Below are 19,134 nucleotides of genomic sequence, written 5' to 3' on the forward strand. Positions count from 1 at the left end.
CCTCATGGGGCATAAATACAGGTGAGGGCTGGTTTCTACAGTAGAAACCAGCCCTCACCTTTTATATACCCTCAGCTGCTACATGCTTTTAGCAAGGGTGATGTTTTTAGCGCTGAACGTACTGGGCGCGCATTGCCTCGCAGTCAGCGGTCAAAGAAGTCGGGACCTCACCCATCGCCTCGCACAGCTGCACGAAACGGTGACGCCAATCCAGGTGCTGCAGCGCCTGACGAATCTGCTGCTCACCCTGTGCGGGGGTCCAGCGGGCGGCAGCGTCGGCAACCTGCGCGAGGCCCGCGCGTGCATCCGCGTGATCAATGTCGATGGTCGCGCCGTCCCAAAGGATTTCACGTACGGTGGTGGTGTTCGGTACCTTGCCGACCACGGTCACGCCCGAAGCCAGGGCATCGGTCCAACGGCCGGTAATGTACTCCTTGGTCGGGTGAGTGTAGGGGGCGGGGCTCACCGAGGTAGAGAAGGCTAGCAGGAACTTCGCGCGGTTCAGCGAATCCTGCAGATGCTGAGCCGACTCGCGGTCGTTCGCACCGAAAGGCGGGCGGCCCTCAAAGCTCAGGCCCAGCTCGCCGGCAAGAGCGGCGGTCGCCTCGTCATCTTCGTAGGCAGCGGGCTGACGGCCCACGCGCAGCAGGTCGGTGCTCTTCGACTCCAGCGCCGCCAGACGGTCGCTGAACTTGCTCCAAACATCCGCACCCCAGGGCAGAACGCCGGGGGCCTTCACGCCCGCAGCGGTCCAGGGCTGAACGTCGTCAACGTCCGCAACGAAAATACGGTCGTAGGTGGAGGACTTCGCAACGGCGGGAATACGGTCATCCCAGAAGCTATCAATCACCCAGCCGTAGATTGCGCCGTAGCGGCGGAACGCGAAGGAACGCTGCGAAATGGCGTACAGCTGACCGGGATCAGAAGCAATCACCAGGCAACGCTTGGAGCCGCCCTTGAGACGGGGCAGACGCGCCAGAAGCTTCGTTTCCTTGCTGAGGGATGCGCCTACATCCACGGTGTGTACGGTACCACCGGTGTAGCGAGCGAGAAGCTCCGCCATGGCGTGTACGGGAACCCAACCGGCTCCGGAGGGGACAGCAACAATAATATCGAGTGAGCTCATGAGAATCCTTGGGAGCGACGTCCGCCGCATGCACCGGGCTCGCCGGGGTAAAACCTCGGGTTGCGGGCGGTGTGCATCAGCGGCAAGAGCGTGAATGTCAATCAATGATAGATAGGGTGCCTTGCGTCAGCAGGCGCGCAAAAAACGCGAATGCAGCGGCGAGTGAAACCGCTACGACCGGCTAGCTTTCAGCCACGGAAGGCTATGGCACAGGTAATTTTCAGTATATCGGTCAACCCTGCGCACGGGGCTTAGCCTGCAATCTTTAGAAACGGCTTTAGGGTGTGTGAATGCGCACCTCAATGCCCGACTCGGCACCGAAACCGGCTGCCATGCGAGCAAGATCTGTGTTCGGGGCGGCAGCCACCGTGAAGAAACGATCCACAGCGGCAGTGAACTGCTCCTGACGAGCCATATCACCGTGCTCAAGGGTCGTGAAAATACCGCCGCCGGCATCGTCAAAGACCTCAACGCGCAGTTCGGGCAGAAGCTCAGTATTCGGCAGGTTCAGCGAGGAAACATCGTGCTGGAAGGTCAGGTCACCGCACAGCAGGGTCACCGGCAGGGCGGCACCACCAATGACCGGGCGGGAGTTCTCATCCACACCGGCAGGGTAGTAGCCCGACAGAGACACGCCAATAGCGGTCGCGATGGTGCCGTCAATACCGGCAAGACCGCGGTTCGCAAACACGCGCGCGGGGGCGGGCTCGCCCAGGGCGGGGGCTGCCGCATCCAAATCACGCACCAGGTTTGAAGAACCCAGTACGAGCAGGCGGCGCTGAGCCACCGCATCCTGCCAGACGCGGCGGGCGTAGGAGCGGCCAGCGGTGCGGTTGCGGTAATCGGTGTAGTCAACCGAGCTCTCAGCACCGGGGTGTTCGTAGGCGGCAATGGTGCGCAGGCACTCATCCTGTAGCTCGCGGGCGGGCTCAACCCACTGCTCCAACCAGCTCAGCTCGTCCACCAGCTCATCAGCGGGCACAGTGGAGGCGCTCGCAAACTCGGCAAGCTCGTGCGGGGTTGACAGTTCTACAAAGGAGCGGGCGCCCGGCTCATACCAGCTGGCGCGGCGCGGGGCGTAGAACGCGCACTGAATATCTTTGCGTTCCAGCAATGCGGTAATCGGGCGCGAGAGCGTCGGGTGGCCGAAGAGCACCACACGCTCAATCTGCGCGGCGGGGGCGAACGAACCATCAGCGAGCAGCTGCGGGTAGTGAGGAATGGAGGTGGCGCCGTGGCGCGCCTCGGAGGAAGGCTCCGCAAACAGCGGCAGGTTCAGCACGCGCGCGAACTCCGCCGCAAACTCACCGGCACCGTCAGCAGCAACCACCACGGTGCGGTGCGCCGGGGTGAACTCCGACAGGTCAGCCTGTGCCTCCAAAGAATCCAGAAGCCAACGCTGCTCGGCGCTGGAGAGCCCGGAACCCTCAGCGCGGGCGGTGCGGGTGCGCCCCTCAGCCTGCGGGTCGTAATCCTCCAGCAGGCTCTGCGCCCACTGCGGCAGCATCTGCGCAAAACGACCCGAGGGGGTCAGCGGCGTATCAAAACAAATGTTCAGGTGCACCGGGCCAATCGGCTCGGCAGACTGCTTGCGCCAATGCTCGGCGCTACGACCGGTCAGCGCGTTCAAGCACGCCGCAAAAGCCTGAGTCTGCTCGCCCTCCACCTGCTCGGGGTAGGAGGTCAAATCAGCTTCAGCACGCACAAAAGGATAGAAGAAACTCGCCTGGCGGGTCGTCTGATTCACGCCGCTACCGCGCAGACGCTCCGGGCGGTCCGCGCTCAGCACCGCCAGGGGCACACCGGCGTGATACGCCTCCATGACGGCGGGCACGTACTCGCCCAGTGCCGTACCGGAGGTGCACACCAGACCCACGGGCTGACCGGATGCCTTGGCAATACCCAGGGCGGTAAAGGCTGCACTTCGCTCGTCCACGCGCACGTGCGCAATGAGGGCGCCGGCTTCAGCGGCTGCGGCAATAGCGTACGCAAGAGGTGCACTACGGGAACCCGGAGACACGACAACATGCCGCATACCGGCACGAATCAGCGAATCGAGCACGGATACTGCGGTGAGCATGGCGGGGGTTGAGCGGTTTTCAGTCACCGTACCATTCTAATGCCGTAAGGTTTTTCATTCAGTTATGGTTACCCTTCACGGGCGCGACCTTGATAACTTGCAGTCTTCACAGTCCGCAGGCGCGTTCCAGTACCCGGTAGCAGGCGGTGACGCGCTCCACCCACCATTGGCGGGTCTGCTTGTCGGTGGCAAGACGCTCCAGGCGCCGCGGGTTGGGGGTGATGGCGCGCAGGTCCATGAACCCGTCGCGGGCGATGAGCGGCTCATCGGTGACGTCCTCAGCCATGAGGGAGACCGTGCCCAGACCGCACCCGTACCTCAAGGTCGGTAGGGAGGCCGCCAGAGAGGCACCGGTAGCAATGCCCACCGAAGACTCCAGCGCAGAAGAAACTACCGCCGGAAGCTGCGCCTGCTCCACCAGCGCGAGCGCACGGCGTACACCGCCCAGCGGTGCCGCTTTGATAACCATCAGGTCCGCGGCGTTCGCGCGTGCCACCTTCAGCGGGTCTTCCGCCTTACGAATCGACTCGTCCGCGGCAATGCGGGCGGGCAGCCCCTCCTTAGCAATGGCAAAGCGGAGCGCAGCCATATCCTCAATGGATGCCACGGGCTGCTCTGCGTAGATAATGCCGTACTCGCAGAGCTTGCGCAGTGCCTCAAGGGCACCGTCGAGGGTGTAGCCCATGTTCGCGTCCACCTTCAGGCGTGCATTAGGGAGGGCATCTCGTGCCGCCGCCACGCGGGCAATATCGTCAGTGAGGCTCTGGCCCTTCTCAGCCACCTTGATTTTGAGTTCCTGAATCTCCCCCTCGTACTTGGCGAGCACCTCCGGTACACGCTCCGCAGGTACCGCAGGCAGGGTCGCGTTCAGCGGGATGCGCGTACGCACCGGCTCCGGGGTGGGCAGCCACGCCGCCTCTAGCGCGCAGGCAAGCCACGCGGCAGACTCCTGCGCACCGTACTCGAGGAAGGGTGCAAACTCGCCCCAGCCGTGCGGGCCGCGAATCAGCGCACTCTGGCGACTGTTGACCCCGCGGAAGGTGACCGTCATCGGAATTTCGACCGTGAACAGGTTCTCCAGAACCTCCTGCAGCGGCGGCAGGGGAGTGTTCGTGAGGTGAAAACCGTAGCCGAGAGGCGGCACGCTCATGCTGGTGTTCAAGGTATCTGCCCTTCTTTGATGCGCTATGAGCTCACCATAACATTCTGGGGGCGGGCGGGTGCGCTCGCGTTCTGTCACGCATTCTCTGGAAACTCTCAGGTTGTGGTCGAAAAAACTTTAGTTTTTCATAGCTTAACCTGGGATAGTAGGTAGTTATTCGCCCGAGAACTCGGACGGTGCTTCGCATAAAACGGCAGCTTGGGGGCTACTGTTTTGAGGGGCTGGCATCGGCGGGCTCGGGTATGGCTAACAGACATGAGGGCAAGAAGGTACGAAGGGTTATGAAGAAGAAAACACCGGCAAATACATCGGGTTCGGAAAACTCCGGTTGGGAGAGCTCCGAAAACCTCGATGCTACCAGTGTGCTTCACCCCGCTGATGTGCATGCGGCCGCTGCTGACAATGCGCCCACTACGGTGTTTTCCTCTGATGAGACTGCGGTGCTCTCTGATTATCAGGACCCGACTGCGGTGCTCTCTGATTATCAGGATGCTACCCAGGTGCTCACCTCCCACGAAACGGCTACCCCTGCCGCTACGCACAGTGATGACCGCACGAAAGTTTTGACGGATTACGGTTCCTCGCCGGCTAACAAAACTGCGCCTGCAGGTTCCATGAATACCGGTTCCGCGAACGCTGAATCTGCGAATACCGAAGTTATTTCTTCGCACCCCGACACCTCAGAGGTTATTGGCGCGACTCGTCCTTTGCCGCGCGCTTACCGTGCCCCCATTAAGATTCCTGAGACGATTCCCTCGCCGCAGGAACGTGCTTCCCAGGGGAACTACAGTGTGGATGAACCGATGCAGGCTACGCGCCGTCTGGACCCGCCGAAGCCTCCGGTGAGCGGTTTCCCGCTGAACAATCAGATGGGTGCTTCCCCAATGGGTGCGCCTCAGATAGGTGCTCAACAGCCTCTTCCCACGCGTGCGATGCCTCCGCAGCCGGTGGCTTATCCTCCCGAGGCGTATCCTGCCGCCGCCTACCCGAACGGTGCGTATGTTCAGACCGGTCAGGTTCCCGTGGATGCTTCGGGCCGCCCGGTGAATCGTCCCGGCGAAGAGCAGGGGCACCATCTTCCGAGTACCGGTATTTTGATGCGTCACGTGATGGCGTTGCTGTTCTTGGGTCTGTCTCTCTACGGTGCGTTCGTGTTCTTCATTTACACGGCGACCGGCCAGCAGGTTGATGAGCAGGCGTACACCGAGTATGCGCATCAGTTCAAGAGTTACCGCGGTCCGACCCTGACTGCGCTGGATTCTTTGCCCACGATTGTTGGTGTGATTGCGGTGCTGGGTCTGATTGCGGTGCTGATTTGGAAGCACCGGTTCCTGCCCTCGCTGATTGGCGTGCTAGTTGGGGCTGCGGCGGTGACGAGCACGTACCTGCTCAAGCACTACCTGATCGTGAAGCCCGACCTGGGTGTTCAGGAGGCGCTGAGCAACTCGGCGCCCAGTGGCCACACGACCTTCGCGGCGGCGGCTGGCGCGGCGCTCTTTTTGGCGGCGCCTCGTTTCTTGCGGCCCACGGTGGCTCTCTGCGCGGCGTTGGCGACCTGCCTGACGGGTGCCTCCACGATTATTAACGGTTGGCACCGCCCGGCGGATGTGGTGACCGCTATTCTGGTCACCGCCATCTGGACGGTTGTGGGTATGGGTGTGTTGCGTTATGTGCGTCCGGCAGATTTTGCGGTGCCGGCGCGTGGTGGTTTGGTGCTGGTGCCGTTGATGACGATTGCGACGCTGTTCCTGTCGTTCTGCGCGGTGATCCTGTATCTGATTGCGATTTTTGCGCCGATTCCCGGTGGTGCGTTTACCGCGGCGACCTGCATGATTATTGCGGTGAGCTTTGGTACGACGGCGTTGATGGTGAACCTGTTGCGTCCGCGTAATAGTAATCGCTCCGCCTATTCGAAGGTGTGGAGTTATCAGTAGACGTTGTTCCCCTCCCTGCTCGGGGTGTTTCAGCTTGATGTGAGCTGATGTATTGTCCGGGTGCGGGGAGGGGAATACAATATAAGTAATTTAGTATTTTAAATACCAATAATAGGGAGGGGGTTGCGCACCCCCTTTCACTCACCCCTGAAGAGAAAGGTGCGTACCATGGCAGGTACCCACGAAGGCCGCGTCCTCGTATTCCCCCAGCTCACCGAAGCGCTGACCCCCTTTGAAGATAAGCCCCAGGCCCGCAAGATCGTTGATGCCGACGGCGGCAACCTGACCCTCATGGAACTGGCTGCAGGCCAGTCCTGGCACGAGCACCACAGCGTCCACCCCGTCTTCGTGCAGGTGCTCAAGGGCGAGGTGATTTTCCACGTGAAGGACCGCGATATTACCCTGGTGCCCGGCAAGCCGATTCACGTGACCGCCAAGCTGCTGCACTCCCTGCGCGCCGTGAAGGACTCCACCCTGCTGGTGACCATGCTGACCGGTGAATCGCACCCCGAACCCAAGGTCAATATTGACGTCGAAGAGGTCTAAAAACTGACCCAAAAGCTCGCCGCCGCATCTGCACCGGATGCCGCGGCGAGCTTTTGTATGCCTTCCTGCCCTCACATATGCCGGCGAGAATACCCTCACGCTACGCCCTGAGCTTTCTGCACGCTCGTACACCCCGCGCGGGCGTACCCTGAAAAGTACACTCCCGCTAACCTCACAGGGAGCAACCCGAAAGGATACGCAATGCCCAAGTCACTGCAACGCCCCGTCGTTCTTCTCACCGGCGCCAGCTCCGGTATCGGCTACGACGTGGCGCCGCTACTGGTGCGCTACGGCTACATCGTCTACGGTGCCGCCCGCCGCGTTGAGAAGATTGAAGAGCTCGCCTCCGAGGGCGTGAAAGCGCTCAGCCTGGACGTTACCGATGAAGCATCCATGGAAGCCGCCGTGCAGCAGATTATTGACGCAGAAGGCCGCATTGACGTGCTCATCAACAATGCAGGCTACGGATCCTACGGCGCCATTGAAGACGTCCCCATCGACGAGGCACGCCGCCAGTTCGAGGTGAACCTCTTCGGCCTGGCGCGCCTCACCCAGCTGGTGCTGCCGCATATGCGCGCACGGGGCAGCGGGCGCATCCTGAACATCTCCTCAATGGCGGGGCGTATTACCTCGCCCCTGGGTGCCTGGTACCACGCCACCAAGTATGCCCTCGAGGCGTTCAGCGATGCACTGCGCATGGAGGTTGAAGAGTTCGGTATTGACGTGGTCATTATCGAGCCCGGCGGCATCAAAACCCCCTGGGGACTCATCGCGGCAGACCACCTCGAGGAATCCTCCCGAAACGGTGTCTACGCGGCTCAGGCGCAGCGCGTTGCGGCAAATATGCGTAAGCTCTACTCGCCGTCCTCTAACCTTTCAGAGCCTAAGGTTATCTCTAACGCTATTCTGTGGGCACTGGAGGCGCGCTGCCCCAAGACCCGCTACCTGGTGGGTTTCGGTGCTAAGCCTTCCGTGTTCCTGCATACCGTGCTACCGGACCGTCTCTTTGACAAGGTGGCGCGCCGTATCTTCTAGAACCGAAATAGCCGCGAACTAGAGCATTAAAAAGCGGGCGGTGCTGCGCGAAACAGAATGTTTCGTACAGCACCGCCCGCTACGTTTTTCAAGAGCTAGTACTAGTCTACTACGGCGTGGGTCGGATCGAGCACGCGCGCCAAGAAAGCCCGAGTACGTTCGTGCTGGGGATTGCCAATCACCTGATCGGCGGGACCCTCCTCCACGACCACGCCATCGGCCATGAAGACGACCTTATCGGCGACCTCGCGGGCGAACGCCATCTCGTGGGTCACCACAATCATGGTCATGCCCTCGTCAGCAAGGTTGCGCATAATGCTCAGAACTTCGCCGACCATCTCCGGGTCGAGCGCACTGGTCGGCTCATCGAAGAGCATCAGGTCCGGGTTCATGGACAGCGCACGCGCAATAGCCACACGCTGCTGCTGACCACCGGACAGCTGAGCCGGGAAGCGGTCTTCCTTGCCTTCCAGACCAACCTTGGCGAGCTGCTCGAGGGCAACCGCCTCCGCCTCAGCCTTGGAACGGCCCAGAACTTTAATCTGAGCGATCGTGCAGTTATCCAGAATGTTCAGGTGGCCGAACAGGTTGAACTGCTGGAACACCATACCCATGTGGGTACGCACGCGGTTAATGTCTACGTCCGGGTCGGTGACCTCGGTATCGCCCACCATGATGGTGCCGTCGTTCGGCTCCTCCAGCAGGTTCACGCAACGCAGCAGGGTGGACTTACCGGAACCCGAAGGGCCGATAAGGCACACGACCTCGCCCGGCTTGACCTGCATGTCAATGCCCTTGAGAACCTGAACCTTGCCGTAGGACTTGTGCAGGTTAGAAATGCGCACCGAGGCGGCGGCCATGGATGAAGTTGAAGCAGTCATAGTATCTTCCGTAATCCGTATCTGTCGTTGCGCTTACTTGCGGCCCGCAAGCTGGGTGCGGCGCTCAAAGTATGCGGAGAGCTGGCCCAGCGGAACAGTGATAATCAGGTAGCACAGACCCGCAACCACCAGGGGAGTCAGGCCCGCATTAGCGGCGGTCAGGCCCTCACGGCCGAACTTCGCCAGCTCGTACTGCGAGACGGTTACGCCCAGCAGGTACACGAGGGAGGAGTCCTTGGTCAGCAGGATAACCTCGTTGGTCAGCGGGGGCAGAACCACGCGGAACGCCTGAGGAATAATGATCGAAATCATCGCACGAGTGTGGGACATGCCCAGGGAGCGTGCCGCCTCCATCTGGCCCTTCGGGATCGCCTGCAGGCCCGCACGCAGAACCTCACTAATGTAAGCTGCCGAAACCATACCCAGGGACAGGGTCACCGGAATCAGGTTATCCACGAAGCGGATCTTGAACGCCAGAGGAATACCGTAACCGAACGCGAAGAAAACCAGCAGCGCCGGGATACCGCGGAAAAGCTCCACGTACAGGGTCGCAATCCAACGGTAGGGGGCGATAGAAGAAATACGCATGAGCGCCAGCAGCAGACCGCCGGAGAGGCCCACAATGAAGCCCAAGGTGGTGTACAGCAGGGTGTTCTTCAACGCCACGGTGATGACGTCGGGGAACTGCTGAGCCGCAACATCCAGGTTGAATACCTGCTGGCTGAGGGTCTTCCAGTCAGCCAGAAGAATGGCTGCCAGGGCGATAACTGCCAGAAGGACGTACTGTGCGTAGCGGAAGAGCTTCTGCTTCTGACGGGGTGAGAGTTTAGAGGACATGCGCTTTCTTATCCGTGTGCTGTTCGGTCAAGAGCGTTCTACACGCTCACAAGGGGTAAAGGCCGGAGAATCCCCCAACCCAAAAGTAATAAGGGTACTCCTGAATTGGGGGAGAGGCTAACCTGCTAGATGCTTAGGAAGCGGAGGAAGAGGCGCTCGCGGAGGTCGAGGAGGTGGTGCCCACCCACTTGGCCTTCATCTTGTCGAGCTCGCCGTTCTTCTTGAGCTTGTCGATGGTTGCGTTAGCCTTGGCCAGCAGTGCCTTGTTATTGGAGGAAACTGCTGCGGCAATCTGCTCGGTGTTCTCGGAATCCTGGTAGGCGATCTTGAAGGAGTCCGGGTCATTGGTCAGTGCCTCGGACACCACGGAAAGGTTCGCTGCGACTGCCTTGACCTGACCGGTCTTCAGGGCGGAGAACATGAGGGAGGTGTCTTCGTACTGGATGACCTCTGCGCCGTTTTCCTTGGCGTAGGTTTCACCGCTGGTTGCCTGCTGCGCACCAACGCTCACGCCCTTCAGATCTGCGGCGGAGCTGATGGAGGAACCCTTGGGGACCAGGATTGCCAGGTTGTCGTCGAAGTAGACGGTGGTGAATTCCATCTTGCTCTTACGTTCATCGGTCACGCCGATACCCGCAAGGGCGATATCGCACTGACCGGTGGCCAGGCCGGTGCCGGAGTCCAGACCCTCAAAGCTGATGGAGGTCAGCTGAGCCTTCACGCCCAGGTCGGAGGCGATAGCATTGGCGATGTCTGCATCCAGACCGACGATGGTGCCGTTTTCTTCGTATTCGAAGGGCTTGTAGGGGGTGTTGGTGCAGACGCTGAGGGTGCCGGACTTGACGAGGCTGACCTCGCCGTTGGCGTCGGAGTTATCGTTGGCGGTGGAGACGCAGCCGGTCAGTGCCAGGGGCAGTACTGCCAGTAGTGCGAGGGGCTTAAGGGATGCCTTCTTGAGGATTGCGGTGTTCATTGGGATGCTCCTGTGTGGGGTGTGCGTTCACTCGTTGAGTGGTGCGTTCTATGAAATCTAGAGTCTATTGTGCGCCCGCATGTTAAAAAATGCAAGCACATACATAAATATTCATAAATTTTTGCTGAATATGCATAAATCAACCCTTAAAGAGTGAATAAAACCCCGTCTGAACGACTCAAAAACCTTCACGGCACGCCCCTTAGCACGCCACATGATGCAACTACGGTTCACCCAACTATCGAATCCCCTAACCTCCATGCCACAATTGAGAGCGTGAACGCAGAGAAGAACACCCGCGCAACCCGCGCAACCCTAGACAAGAAAACCAGCGACATCGCCGCCATGTTCGATACCGTAGCCGAACGCTACGACCTCATGAACGGCATCCTCTCCCTCGGCCAGCACATCTACTGGCGCAAGCAGGCAGTCGCAGCCGTCGACGCGCACCCCGGCCAGAAAGTGCTGGACGTAGCCGCAGGTACCGGCGTCTCCTCCGAACCCTTCGCCGACGCCGGTGTGGACGTCATCGCAGCAGACCTCTCCGAAGGCATGCTGGATGTGGGCCGCCGCCGTCGCCCCGACATGACCTTCGTGCAGGCAGACGTCACAGCCCTACCCTTCGACGACGAAACCTTCGACGCAGTGACCATGTCCTACGGCCTGCGCAACGTCGCAAACTACCCCAAAGCGCTGAGCGAAATCTACCGCGTGCTCAAGCCCGGCGGACGCATCGTCATCCTCGAGTTCTCCACCCCGACCTTCGCCCCCTTCGGCGCGGTCTACAAGAACTACATCATGAAGGCGATTCCGCCGATTGCCCGCGCAATCTCCTCCAACCCCGAATCCTACGAATACCTCGCCGAGTCCATCATCGCCTGGCCCAACCAGCAGGAACTGGCGCAGAAGTTCAAGGAGGCGGGCTTCACCTCCGTGCAGTACCGCAACCTCACCGGCGGCATCGTCGCCATTCACCGCGGTTTCAAGCCTGAAGCACACAACGCATAGACACCGCGTTCACACACCACCGAAGACACCAACACCAAGAAGATAGAAGACACCGTGAGCAACGCAGAGCAGCCCATTGCCGCAACCGACCTGCTGGGAGACCTCGACCTGAAGCTTCCTGCAGGCTTCGAACTCATCGCCGCAGACCCCAAGCTGGGTCCGCAGATTCTTTCCTCCCTCGCGCGTATTGAGGAGCGCCTGGCAGAAGCCATCGCACAGACCGATCACCTGGCGGATGTTGCATCCCGCCACCTGCTCTCCGCGGGCGGCAAGCGTGTGCGTCCCCTGCTGGCGCTGCTCTCGGCAGCTGTCGACGGCGAAATCAACGACGAGGTTATCGAGGCCGCCGTGGTCGTTGAGCTGACTCACCTGGCAACCCTCTACCACGACGATGTTATGGACGACGCCCCCAAGCGCCGTGGTGTGGACAGCGCCCAGATGATTTGGGGCAACTCCGTCGCCATTCTCACCGGTGACCTGATCTTCTCCCGCGCATCCCTGCTGGTCTCCGAGCTGGGTACCCGCCCCATGAAGATTCAGTCCCAGACCTTTGAGCGTCTGGTGCTCGGTCAGCTCTTTGAGACCACCGGCCCCCGCGAGGGCCAGGACCTGCTCGACCACTACATCGCGGTCATTGAGGGTAAGACCGGTTCCCTGATTGCCGCTGCCGGTGAGTACGGCTCCCTGCTTTCGGGCGCTTCCGAAGACGTCATCTCCATGGTCAAGGCGTACGGCGAGCTGGTCGGCGTGGCATTCCAGCTGGCTGACGACGTGATTGACATTGTGAGCGACGGCAAGACCAGCGGTAAGACCCGCGGCACCGACCTGCGCGAGGGCGTGCCGACCCTGCCGACCATCCTGCTGGACCGCGCGGTAGCCGCCGGCGACGAATCTGCTATTGCTGTTCGCGCCCTGCTGGATGCAGACCTCAGCTCCGACGAGGCTCTGGAGACCGCTGTGGAGGCGCTCGCCGCCCACCCGGTCACCCAGGAAGCATGGCAGATTGCTTACGACTGGGCGGACCGCGCGATTGCCGCGATTGCTCCGTTGCCCGAGTCCACCGCGAAGGCTGCGCTGGAGTCCTTCGCTCACGCTGTGGTTCACCGCGAGGGCTAAAATGCCTCACCACGTAACGTGTGCGCTGGCGTAAGCGCTGATGCGTCTCATACTTCAAAACCCCCGCTGAATCCAGTCAGATTCAGCGGGGGTTTTCTGCATTATGGCTAGTCAGTACCGGTTTTCAGGGCAGGTATGAGCGGGTGCCCTGTCCCGCATAGTTCCGTATGCTGGGGTCTCCTTGACCGCTATATGCCTTTAAGGTAATCCTTATAGGCATGCCTGAGGCGCACATCCACCCTTCAGACGTTTGACGGCTTCCACGCCCACCCCGTGTTGGAGAGCCGTTTACTATTTCTGGACGCGAGCAGAGCCCACCACTCCGACGGGTTATTCTCGCACCAACCATCCGCGTCCCCACACATTCGAGGTTTACAACTATGGGAGCATCTACCCCTAAGGCGCCCACGAAGCGCGAAGGCTTCTCTAGCCGTCGCGTCTTTATCTTTGCCGCCATCGGTTCTGCTGTTGGTCTGGGCAATATTTGGCGTTTCCCCTACATCGCATTTGATAACGGCGGCGGCGCCTTCATGATTCCCTATATTGTCGCCCTGCTGACCGCCGGTCTGACCTTCCTGTTCTTTGACTACGCAATCGGTCACCGTGCGCGTGCGTCGTCCCCGCTGGCTTTCCGCCGTCTGAACCGTAAGACCGAGTTCATTGGCTGGTGGCACATGGGTATCAACTTTGTCATCGCTATCTACTACGCCGCTATTGTGGCGTGGGCTCTGCGTTACATGGTTTTCTCCTTCACCAATGAGTGGGGCGATAACCCGAAGGCGTTCTTCCAGGGCGAGTTCTTGAAGGTCGCAAAGGATCCCGGCGTCTCCCTGGACTTCAACATGAACATCCTGATTCCCATGGTTCTGGTGTGGGGCGTTCTGCTCGCTGTGATGGCTCTGGGTGTTCAGAAGGGCGTGGGCGCAGCCAACATTATCTTCATCCCGCTGCTGCTGGTCATGTTCGTTGGTTTGGTGATTTACTCGCTGACCCTGCCCGGCGCTGTGGACGGTCTGAACGCTCTGTTCACCCCCAGCTGGGACTCCCTGGCTAACCCGGACGTGTGGGTTGCTGCGTACGGCCAGATTTTCTTCTCGCTGTCCATTGGCTTCGGCATTATGGTCACCTACTCTTCCTACCTGAAGCCTAAGACTGACTTGACCGGTTCCGGTGCTGTGGTTGGTTTCGCGAACTCCGGTTTCGAGCTTCTTGCTGGTATTGGTGTGTTCGCTGCTCTGGGCTTCATGGCTCAGGCTGCTGGCACCCAGGTGAGCGAGGTTGCGACCAGCGGTATTGGTCTGGCGTTCATCGCGTTCCCGACCATTATTTCTCAGGCGCCCGGCGGCGTGCTGATTGGTATCCTCTTCTTCGGTTCCCTGCTTTTTGCTGGTTTCACCTCCCTCATTTCGATTCTTGAGGTGATTATCGCCGGTATTCAGGACAAGTTCGCGACTTCCCGTCTGGCGTCCACCATACTGGTGATTGTTCCGATGGCTCTGATTTCGCTGCTGCTGATGCCGACCACTACCGGCCTGTACGTGCTGGATATTCTCGATAACTTCGTGAACCTCTTCGGTATTCTGGCTGCCGGCCTGTGCGCCATTATCGTGGTTGCATACGTGGTGCGTGCTCTGCCCGCTCTGGCTGAGCACCTGAACCGCTACTCTTCCATCAAGGTCGGCAAGATCTGGATGGGTCTGCTGGCTGTCGTGACTCCGCTGGTTCTGGGTTACTCTCTGATTCAGAGCGTTATCAAGCTGATTGCGACCCCGTATGAGGGTTACCCTGCGGATCTGCTGGCGATTTTCGGTTGGGGTATGAGCGCACTGCTTCTGGTTGGTGCGATCGTTGTTTCTCTTCTGCCCTGGTCGAAGAAGTCTCGTGCGGCTGAAGAGCCGCCGGCACCTCCGGTGATTTCCGGTCAGGTGGAGCACGGCCACGTTGATTCGACTATTACCCGTTAGGAGCCCTCATGTCTATCTCCGCAATTGTGATGCTCATTGTGGCAATCCTGATCATTTGGGGTGGCCTGGGTTTGGCTCTGCTGAACCTGCACCGTCATCCGGATCTGGATGCTCTCGATGCTGCTGCTGAAGCTCAGGGGTCTGAGCTTTAGCGTGTGAACGCGACATAAAGTGATGCCCCGCAGGCTAACGTCTGCGGGGCATCACTTTGTTGTATGCGGGAGTGTATTTTGTGCGGGACAGTGTTTTAGCCGGGTTGGGGAGAGCTACTTGCTCTGTACGTCTTCAGCTTTTACGAGCGGGATCATGCCGGTTTCCGGGTCGGACAGCGCGGAGGCGCGGTAGGAGCGGGAGGCACGCACCGCATCCACGGTGAAAATGATGAGCGCAATCCAGATGAGGCTCAGACCCAGCACCTTATCGGCGCTCATCTGCTCGTGCAGAACGGTCAGCGCCAGAACAAATTGGATGGTCGGGCCCAGGTACTGCACCATGCCAATGACTGACAGCGGTAGCGCCTTGGTTGCCGCCGCAAAGAGCATGAGGGGCACAACGGTGACCACGCCGGTGGATGCGAGAAGCCAGAAGTGCCCGGCACCTTCGCTGAAGAGGGTCATTTGTCCCTGAGCATTGAGCACAAAGAGGGCGGCAATGCCGAAGGGCGCCAGAATCAGAGTTTCGAGAGAGAGTGAAACGATGGGGCTCACGTCGTGGGCTACGCGTGCCTTGAGCAGGCCGTAGATGCCGAAGGAGAACGCCAGGCCCAGACCCGTCCAGGGCACCTGACCATAGATGAGGCTCATCATCAGCACCGCGATACATGAAATTGCGACGGATACCCACTGCGCGGCGCGCAGGCGCTCCTGCAGGAAAATCACGCCCAGCACCACGGAGACCAGCGGGTTAATGAAATATCCCAGGGACGCATCAATCGTGTGACCGCTGGTTGTTGCCATCACGTAGATAAGCCAGTTCGCGCAGATGAGGAACGATGCCGCCGTCAGTACCAGCATGATGCGGCGATCCTTGAGGGCGCGGCGGAAGTCCGCGGTTGCCCGCACAATCGGTAGTAGCAGGGCGCAGAAAATGAGGGAGAAGACCACTCGCGCCACCACAATCTCAATCGGTCCTGCCGGCGCCATCAGCACAAAATACAGGGGGAGCAGACCCCAAATGATGTAGGTGCCGATGATGGTGATAAACCCGTTGCGGGTGGTGTGCTTCTGCGTTTCTGACATGGTTTCGTCTGACCTGATTCTTCGGTTACGTTCTTCTAAGCTATTCATCGGGATGCGCCGGCTGGGTATCCACACAGGTTTCGATGCGCGCACACTACTGTACCCGATACAGGGTGCAGCATACGCTATAGATGCCTCAGGCGCGGTACCACGAGGATACCGCGCCTGAGGAGTGCTGCGTATTCGGTTTAGAGGCCGAAGAAGCGGGAGAAGAAGCCCTTCTTCTTGGGCTGCTCTGCCTCGCGGCGTGCAGTTTCTTCCTGCTCGCGGCGGGCTGCCTCTTCGTGCTCTGCCTGCAGGTCGGGAGCTGCGCCAGCGTTGCGGATGGGCTCCACGTGCTGCTCTTCGTATTCTGCTGCGGGCTGCTCGGCCTCTGCGGGCTGCTCAGCTACAGTCTCAACGGCGACCGGCTCCTCAGCGTACTCTGCGGAAGCCTCAACGGTCTCGTACTCGGGCTGCTCGGCGCCGATGGACTCGTCAGTGTAGACGCGAGCCTGCTCGGTCTCCTCTGCCTCGTACTCGCCGGGCAGGGTCTCCACGGTGACCAAGCCGGGCTCTGCGTACTCTGCCGGCTCCTGATCGAAGGGAGCCTCGTCGGCGGGGTAGAGGTTCTCGGTGCTCTCGACGCCGGGTACCTCGGTCTCTGCGACCGGTGCGTGCTCGGCGATCTCGACCGCGCGCTCAGCTTCGGCCTCGGCACGTGCGGCGGCGCGTTCTGCTGCCTCCTGCTCGCGCTGTGCGTTCTGAGCGGCTGCCTCTGCGGCTGCCACGCGCTCAATCTCGGCGCGCAGTGCGGCGAGGGATTCGCGACGCTGTGCGGCAGCGGCTGCGCACTGCTCCAGAACCTCGGGGCCAACCTGGGGCTCAGCCTGCTCGATGCCGCTGATGCGACCCTCGTCGAACCACAGGCGCAGGGCACCGTCGGTTGCGGTCAGCACGGCGGTTGCCTCGGTGTCCCAGGCGATGTGGAAGCCGCGCTGCTGAGCGTAGGAGTCCACCGCCAGAACCTGGTTGTGGATTTCTTCGCTCTGCAGGGTCTTCGCGATTACGCGACCGATACCCTTGTAGGTCGGGGCCTCGAGGGTCAGCTCGGCACCCTCCAGCAGGGTCCATGCGCGCACGCCAGCGCCCGCGGGCAGCGGGTAGTGTGCGTACAGGCCGCTGATGGTCTTGGTTGCCAGGGTCAGGCGGCGTGCCAGGGACTCGGAGAGGGGCAGCTCGTCGGTGGTCAGTTCGGCCAGGCCGTCACGCTCACCGGTTTCGCGCGTCTGAATAGCAGCGGAAACAACGGAGTCGGGGAAGTAGCCCAGCTGCTGCCAAGACCAAATCCAAGTACCGCGGTTCTCGGATTCGGTGCCCAGCAGGTGCGGCTTGAGCGAAAGCGGGGGAGTGGTCTCAAAATCCAGAGACTGGGAGGTGAAATCCACGTTCCACTCGGAGGTACCCACGAGCTCAGCGAGTCGAGCCTGGTACTCGGTGGAGATAAAGATCGATGCGTCGATAAGGTCCTGCAGAGAATTCGTCATGCTTCAAGATTATCAACCTTTTAGCGTTCACTATGCCGTGTATCCCCGGTTTTGGGGTGCGCTTTAGGCGTATTGGACGTTAAGAGGGTCGAATGCACCGTCTGTAAGAGGTGTAGGGGAGAGGTAGAGCATATATCTTTCGGCGTAAACTATCTGCGTGGAGTGCCTGTGTTCGTTAGAATCGAAGAGACGGCTTCTTCCGGCACCCTGTAAGCCGACACTACGACCGAACACGGATGCCTCCAGCCGCGCCGTATTCACACTCAAGGATGTATGAACTATGACTGAACCCCGCCTCGCCGAGACGAGTAGCCGCGCCGCGCGCATCCAGGATGCGCTGAACAACATTGGAAGCTGGCTGCTGGATGTCGTTAGTGTTGACCCCGGCTGGAGCGAAATGGTGCTGGACGTCAAACCTCTGGCAGGTCAGATTTTCGTGCGTGTGCGTGAATTCCGCGACGGTGAAGAGTTCATTGGCACTATCGGCCCGCTCAAGGACGGCTCGCCCATTATTGCTGAGGTTCGCAAGTTGCAGCGTGCCGCCTACGACGGTAACCGCGGCACCTGGTTCACCGCCTCCATTGTGGTGGCGGCAACCGGCTGGCCGAACCCGCAGTTCAGCGTGGGTGCCTCCTATAACCGTGACGATGAGCCCGCCAGCTGGAAGAATGAAGGCACCCTGACCGCGACCGACGTGCGTGAGCACCTGACTGAGTTCCCGCGTGACGCGTCGCGTATTCCCGCCTGGGCTCGTGAACGTATGGAGGGTCGCGCCCGCCACTCTGCCGCCGCAGCGCTGTCTTCGAGCGAGCACGAGATTCCGAACCCCTACCTGGTCGCCGCTCTTGAGACGTTCCGTAACGATGTGCAGGAGCGAACCCTCATTAACGTGGTTCGCACGATGCTCGGCGGCGACGTTCTACTGGATGCGACCGGTTCCCTGCTGATTCCTTCTGAAACCGACCTGATGGGCCCCGAGTCGGTGCTGACCCACCAGGTCATTCGTATGCCCGAGACCGGTATGCAGGCGCTGTGCGTGTTCTCCTCCTCCGAGCACATTGGCAAGAGCTACGTGCGTCAGGAGTCCGAGGGCGACGAGTTGATTCTGCGCGAACCGGCGATGAAGGTCTTTATCGATTTCCTCGGCAACGAGGCGCTGGACCTGATTGTGGTTGACCCCGGCACCGACCACGAGTGCTACATTGAGCGCGCTCAGGTGCAGTGGATTGTCACTTCGCCCCGTAACGACGGCGCGAAGATGGCGCTGACCCAGGACAACATGCAGATGCTACTCGGCTCGCTGGTGTCCCCGGCGTCCGTGCTGCTGGTGGGTGTTGACCCGGCTGACCCGTCCGGTACCTCTTTCGTCTTTGACCCGGATGAGAACGGCAACCCGCAGAGCCTGCTGGTGTTCACTTCGCCCATTGAGATTGCGGCACTGGATCCGCATATTGAGGTGCGTTCGGCGAACGCCCTGGATATTCTGCGTTACGCCCTGGAGATTGGTGCTCCGAGCGTGAAGGTGAACGCGATTAACCCCTCCACGGTGCTGAGCGCGGCGCAGATCCGCGAGCTGCTGGAGATTGTGGACTCGCAGCCCCGTATGGGTGCCTAAGCTCCTGCATTAAATAACTTAAACCGTTGAGGCGGCGACACTGCTTGTGTCGCCGCCTCAACGGTTTAAAACGCTCATGACCGAGCCTGCCCG

The 19,134-nt window shown here is 60.4% G+C and carries 16 protein-coding genes; 8 read left to right on the top strand and 8 right to left on the bottom strand.

Annotated features, from left to right (window positions below):
- Window positions 1-106: 106 nt before the first annotated feature.
- The 3 genes from O3649_RS00445 to O3649_RS00455 form a co-directional block, all read right to left on the bottom strand.
- Window positions 107-1,126 carry a glycosyltransferase gene (locus O3649_RS00445; RefSeq protein WP_294632313.1) on the bottom strand — a complete coding sequence of 340 codons (1,020 nt, stop codon included), beginning with the start codon at window positions 1,124-1,126 and terminating at the stop codon, window positions 107-109.
- A 277-nt stretch (window positions 1,127-1,403) separates the two neighbouring features.
- The gene (menD, locus tag O3649_RS00450; protein ID WP_102033475.1) at window positions 1,404-3,233 is read right to left on the bottom strand and encodes a 2-succinyl-5-enolpyruvyl-6-hydroxy-3-cyclohexene-1-carboxylic-acid synthase; all 1,830 of its coding nucleotides are present in this window, start codon (window positions 3,231-3,233) and stop codon (window positions 1,404-1,406) included.
- Between the two features lie 79 nt (window positions 3,234-3,312).
- The gene (locus O3649_RS00455; RefSeq protein ID WP_371572287.1) at window positions 3,313-4,356 is read right to left on the bottom strand and encodes an o-succinylbenzoate synthase; all 1,044 of its coding nucleotides are present in this window, start codon (window positions 4,354-4,356) and stop codon (window positions 3,313-3,315) included.
- A gap of 293 nt (window positions 4,357-4,649) precedes the next feature.
- Here O3649_RS00455 and O3649_RS00460 point away from each other — a divergent pair, with 293 nt between their 5' ends.
- The 3 genes from O3649_RS00460 (at window position 4,650) to O3649_RS00470 (ending at window position 7,883) form a co-directional block, all read left to right on the top strand.
- Complete coding sequence (locus tag O3649_RS00460) at window positions 4,650-6,302, top strand: phosphatase PAP2 family protein (protein WP_371572289.1); 1,653 nt, start codon at window positions 4,650-4,652, stop codon at window positions 6,300-6,302.
- Window positions 6,303-6,470: 168 nt separating this feature from the next.
- Window positions 6,471-6,848, top strand: a complete 378-nt coding sequence (locus tag O3649_RS00465) for a cupin domain-containing protein (RefSeq protein WP_005504776.1) — start codon at window positions 6,471-6,473, stop codon at window positions 6,846-6,848.
- Window positions 6,849-7,049: 201 nt separating this feature from the next.
- Window positions 7,050-7,883: an oxidoreductase gene (locus tag O3649_RS00470; protein WP_294632320.1), complete on the top strand. Its 834-nt coding sequence runs from the start codon at window positions 7,050-7,052 to the stop codon at window positions 7,881-7,883.
- A gap of 101 nt (window positions 7,884-7,984) precedes the next feature.
- Here O3649_RS00470 and O3649_RS00475 read toward each other — a convergent pair whose 3' ends face one another.
- From O3649_RS00475 to O3649_RS00485, 3 genes are all read right to left on the bottom strand, one after another.
- Window positions 7,985-8,764, bottom strand: coding sequence for an amino acid ABC transporter ATP-binding protein (locus O3649_RS00475; RefSeq protein WP_371572291.1), 780 nt, complete (start codon window positions 8,762-8,764; stop codon window positions 7,985-7,987).
- A gap of 33 nt (window positions 8,765-8,797) precedes the next feature.
- Window positions 8,798-9,601, bottom strand: a complete 804-nt coding sequence (locus O3649_RS00480) for an amino acid ABC transporter permease (RefSeq protein ID WP_303981250.1) — start codon at window positions 9,599-9,601, stop codon at window positions 8,798-8,800.
- A gap of 133 nt (window positions 9,602-9,734) precedes the next feature.
- Complete coding sequence (locus tag O3649_RS00485) at window positions 9,735-10,574, bottom strand: ABC transporter substrate-binding protein (protein WP_070629954.1); 840 nt, start codon at window positions 10,572-10,574, stop codon at window positions 9,735-9,737.
- A gap of 276 nt (window positions 10,575-10,850) precedes the next feature.
- Between O3649_RS00485 and O3649_RS00490 the strand changes: the two genes are divergently transcribed.
- The 4 genes from O3649_RS00490 (at window position 10,851) to O3649_RS00505 (ending at window position 14,814) form a co-directional block, all read left to right on the top strand.
- Window positions 10,851-11,582, top strand: a complete 732-nt coding sequence (locus O3649_RS00490) for a demethylmenaquinone methyltransferase (RefSeq protein WP_049349165.1) — start codon at window positions 10,851-10,853, stop codon at window positions 11,580-11,582.
- Window positions 11,583-11,636: 54 nt separating this feature from the next.
- Window positions 11,637-12,698 (top strand): polyprenyl synthetase family protein, encoded by a 1,062-nt coding sequence (locus tag O3649_RS00495; RefSeq protein ID WP_049356287.1) that lies wholly within the window; start codon window positions 11,637-11,639, stop codon window positions 12,696-12,698.
- A gap of 380 nt (window positions 12,699-13,078) precedes the next feature.
- The gene (locus O3649_RS00500; protein ID WP_049353378.1) at window positions 13,079-14,662 is read left to right on the top strand and encodes a sodium-dependent transporter; all 1,584 of its coding nucleotides are present in this window, start codon (window positions 13,079-13,081) and stop codon (window positions 14,660-14,662) included.
- An 8-nt stretch (window positions 14,663-14,670) separates the two neighbouring features.
- A complete protein-coding gene (locus tag O3649_RS00505) occupies window positions 14,671-14,814 on the top strand; it encodes a methionine/alanine import family NSS transporter small subunit (protein WP_005508316.1) in 144 nt (47 codons plus the stop codon).
- A gap of 114 nt (window positions 14,815-14,928) precedes the next feature.
- Here the strand turns inward: O3649_RS00505 and rarD are convergent, their stop codons facing one another.
- Together rarD and O3649_RS00515 are read right to left on the bottom strand one after the other, a co-directional pair.
- The gene (gene rarD / locus O3649_RS00510) at window positions 14,929-15,900 is read right to left on the bottom strand and encodes an EamA family transporter RarD (protein WP_049349172.1); all 972 of its coding nucleotides are present in this window, start codon (window positions 15,898-15,900) and stop codon (window positions 14,929-14,931) included.
- Between the two features lie 188 nt (window positions 15,901-16,088).
- Window positions 16,089-17,426: a DUF6882 domain-containing protein gene (locus tag O3649_RS00515; protein WP_371572295.1), complete on the bottom strand. Its 1,338-nt coding sequence runs from the start codon at window positions 17,424-17,426 to the stop codon at window positions 16,089-16,091.
- A 280-nt stretch (window positions 17,427-17,706) separates the two neighbouring features.
- Between O3649_RS00515 and O3649_RS00520 the strand changes: the two genes are divergently transcribed.
- Window positions 17,707-19,041 (top strand): SseB family protein, encoded by a 1,335-nt coding sequence (locus O3649_RS00520; RefSeq protein ID WP_371572297.1) that lies wholly within the window; start codon window positions 17,707-17,709, stop codon window positions 19,039-19,041.
- Window positions 19,042-19,134 lie beyond the last annotated feature (93 nt).

It is taken from the genome of Rothia sp. 27098_8_29, from assembly GCF_041432785.1.
Lineage (GTDB): Bacteria > Actinomycetota > Actinomycetes > Actinomycetales > Micrococcaceae > Rothia > Rothia mucilaginosa.

Bases quoted from the DNA above. Each gene is read 5' to 3' on its own strand.
- O3649_RS00445 (WP_294632313.1), bottom strand. From the start codon at position 1,126: ATGAGCTCACTCGATATTATTGTTGCTGTCCCCTCCGGAGCCGGTTGG.
- O3649_RS00455 (WP_371572287.1), bottom strand. From the start codon at position 4,356: ATGAGCGTGCCGCCTCTCGGCTACGGTTTTCACCTCACGAACACTCCC.
- O3649_RS00460 (WP_371572289.1), top strand. From the start codon at position 4,650: ATGAAGAAGAAAACACCGGCAAATACATCGGGTTCGGAAAACTCCGGT.
- O3649_RS00465 (WP_005504776.1), top strand. From the start codon at position 6,471: ATGGCAGGTACCCACGAAGGCCGCGTCCTCGTATTCCCCCAGCTCACC.
- O3649_RS00470 (WP_294632320.1), top strand. From the start codon at position 7,050: ATGCCCAAGTCACTGCAACGCCCCGTCGTTCTTCTCACCGGCGCCAGC.
- O3649_RS00475 (WP_371572291.1), bottom strand. From the start codon at position 8,764: ATGACTGCTTCAACTTCATCCATGGCCGCCGCCTCGGTGCGCATTTCT.
- O3649_RS00480 (WP_303981250.1), bottom strand. From the start codon at position 9,601: ATGTCCTCTAAACTCTCACCCCGTCAGAAGCAGAAGCTCTTCCGCTAC.
- O3649_RS00485 (WP_070629954.1), bottom strand. From the start codon at position 10,574: ATGAACACCGCAATCCTCAAGAAGGCATCCCTTAAGCCCCTCGCACTA.
- O3649_RS00500 (WP_049353378.1), top strand. From the start codon at position 13,079: ATGGGAGCATCTACCCCTAAGGCGCCCACGAAGCGCGAAGGCTTCTCT.
- O3649_RS00505 (WP_005508316.1), top strand. From the start codon at position 14,671: ATGTCTATCTCCGCAATTGTGATGCTCATTGTGGCAATCCTGATCATT.
- rarD (WP_049349172.1), bottom strand. From the start codon at position 15,900: ATGTCAGAAACGCAGAAGCACACCACCCGCAACGGGTTTATCACCATC.
- O3649_RS00515 (WP_371572295.1), bottom strand. From the start codon at position 17,426: ATGACGAATTCTCTGCAGGACCTTATCGACGCATCGATCTTTATCTCC.
- O3649_RS00520 (WP_371572297.1), top strand. From the start codon at position 17,707: ATGACTGAACCCCGCCTCGCCGAGACGAGTAGCCGCGCCGCGCGCATC.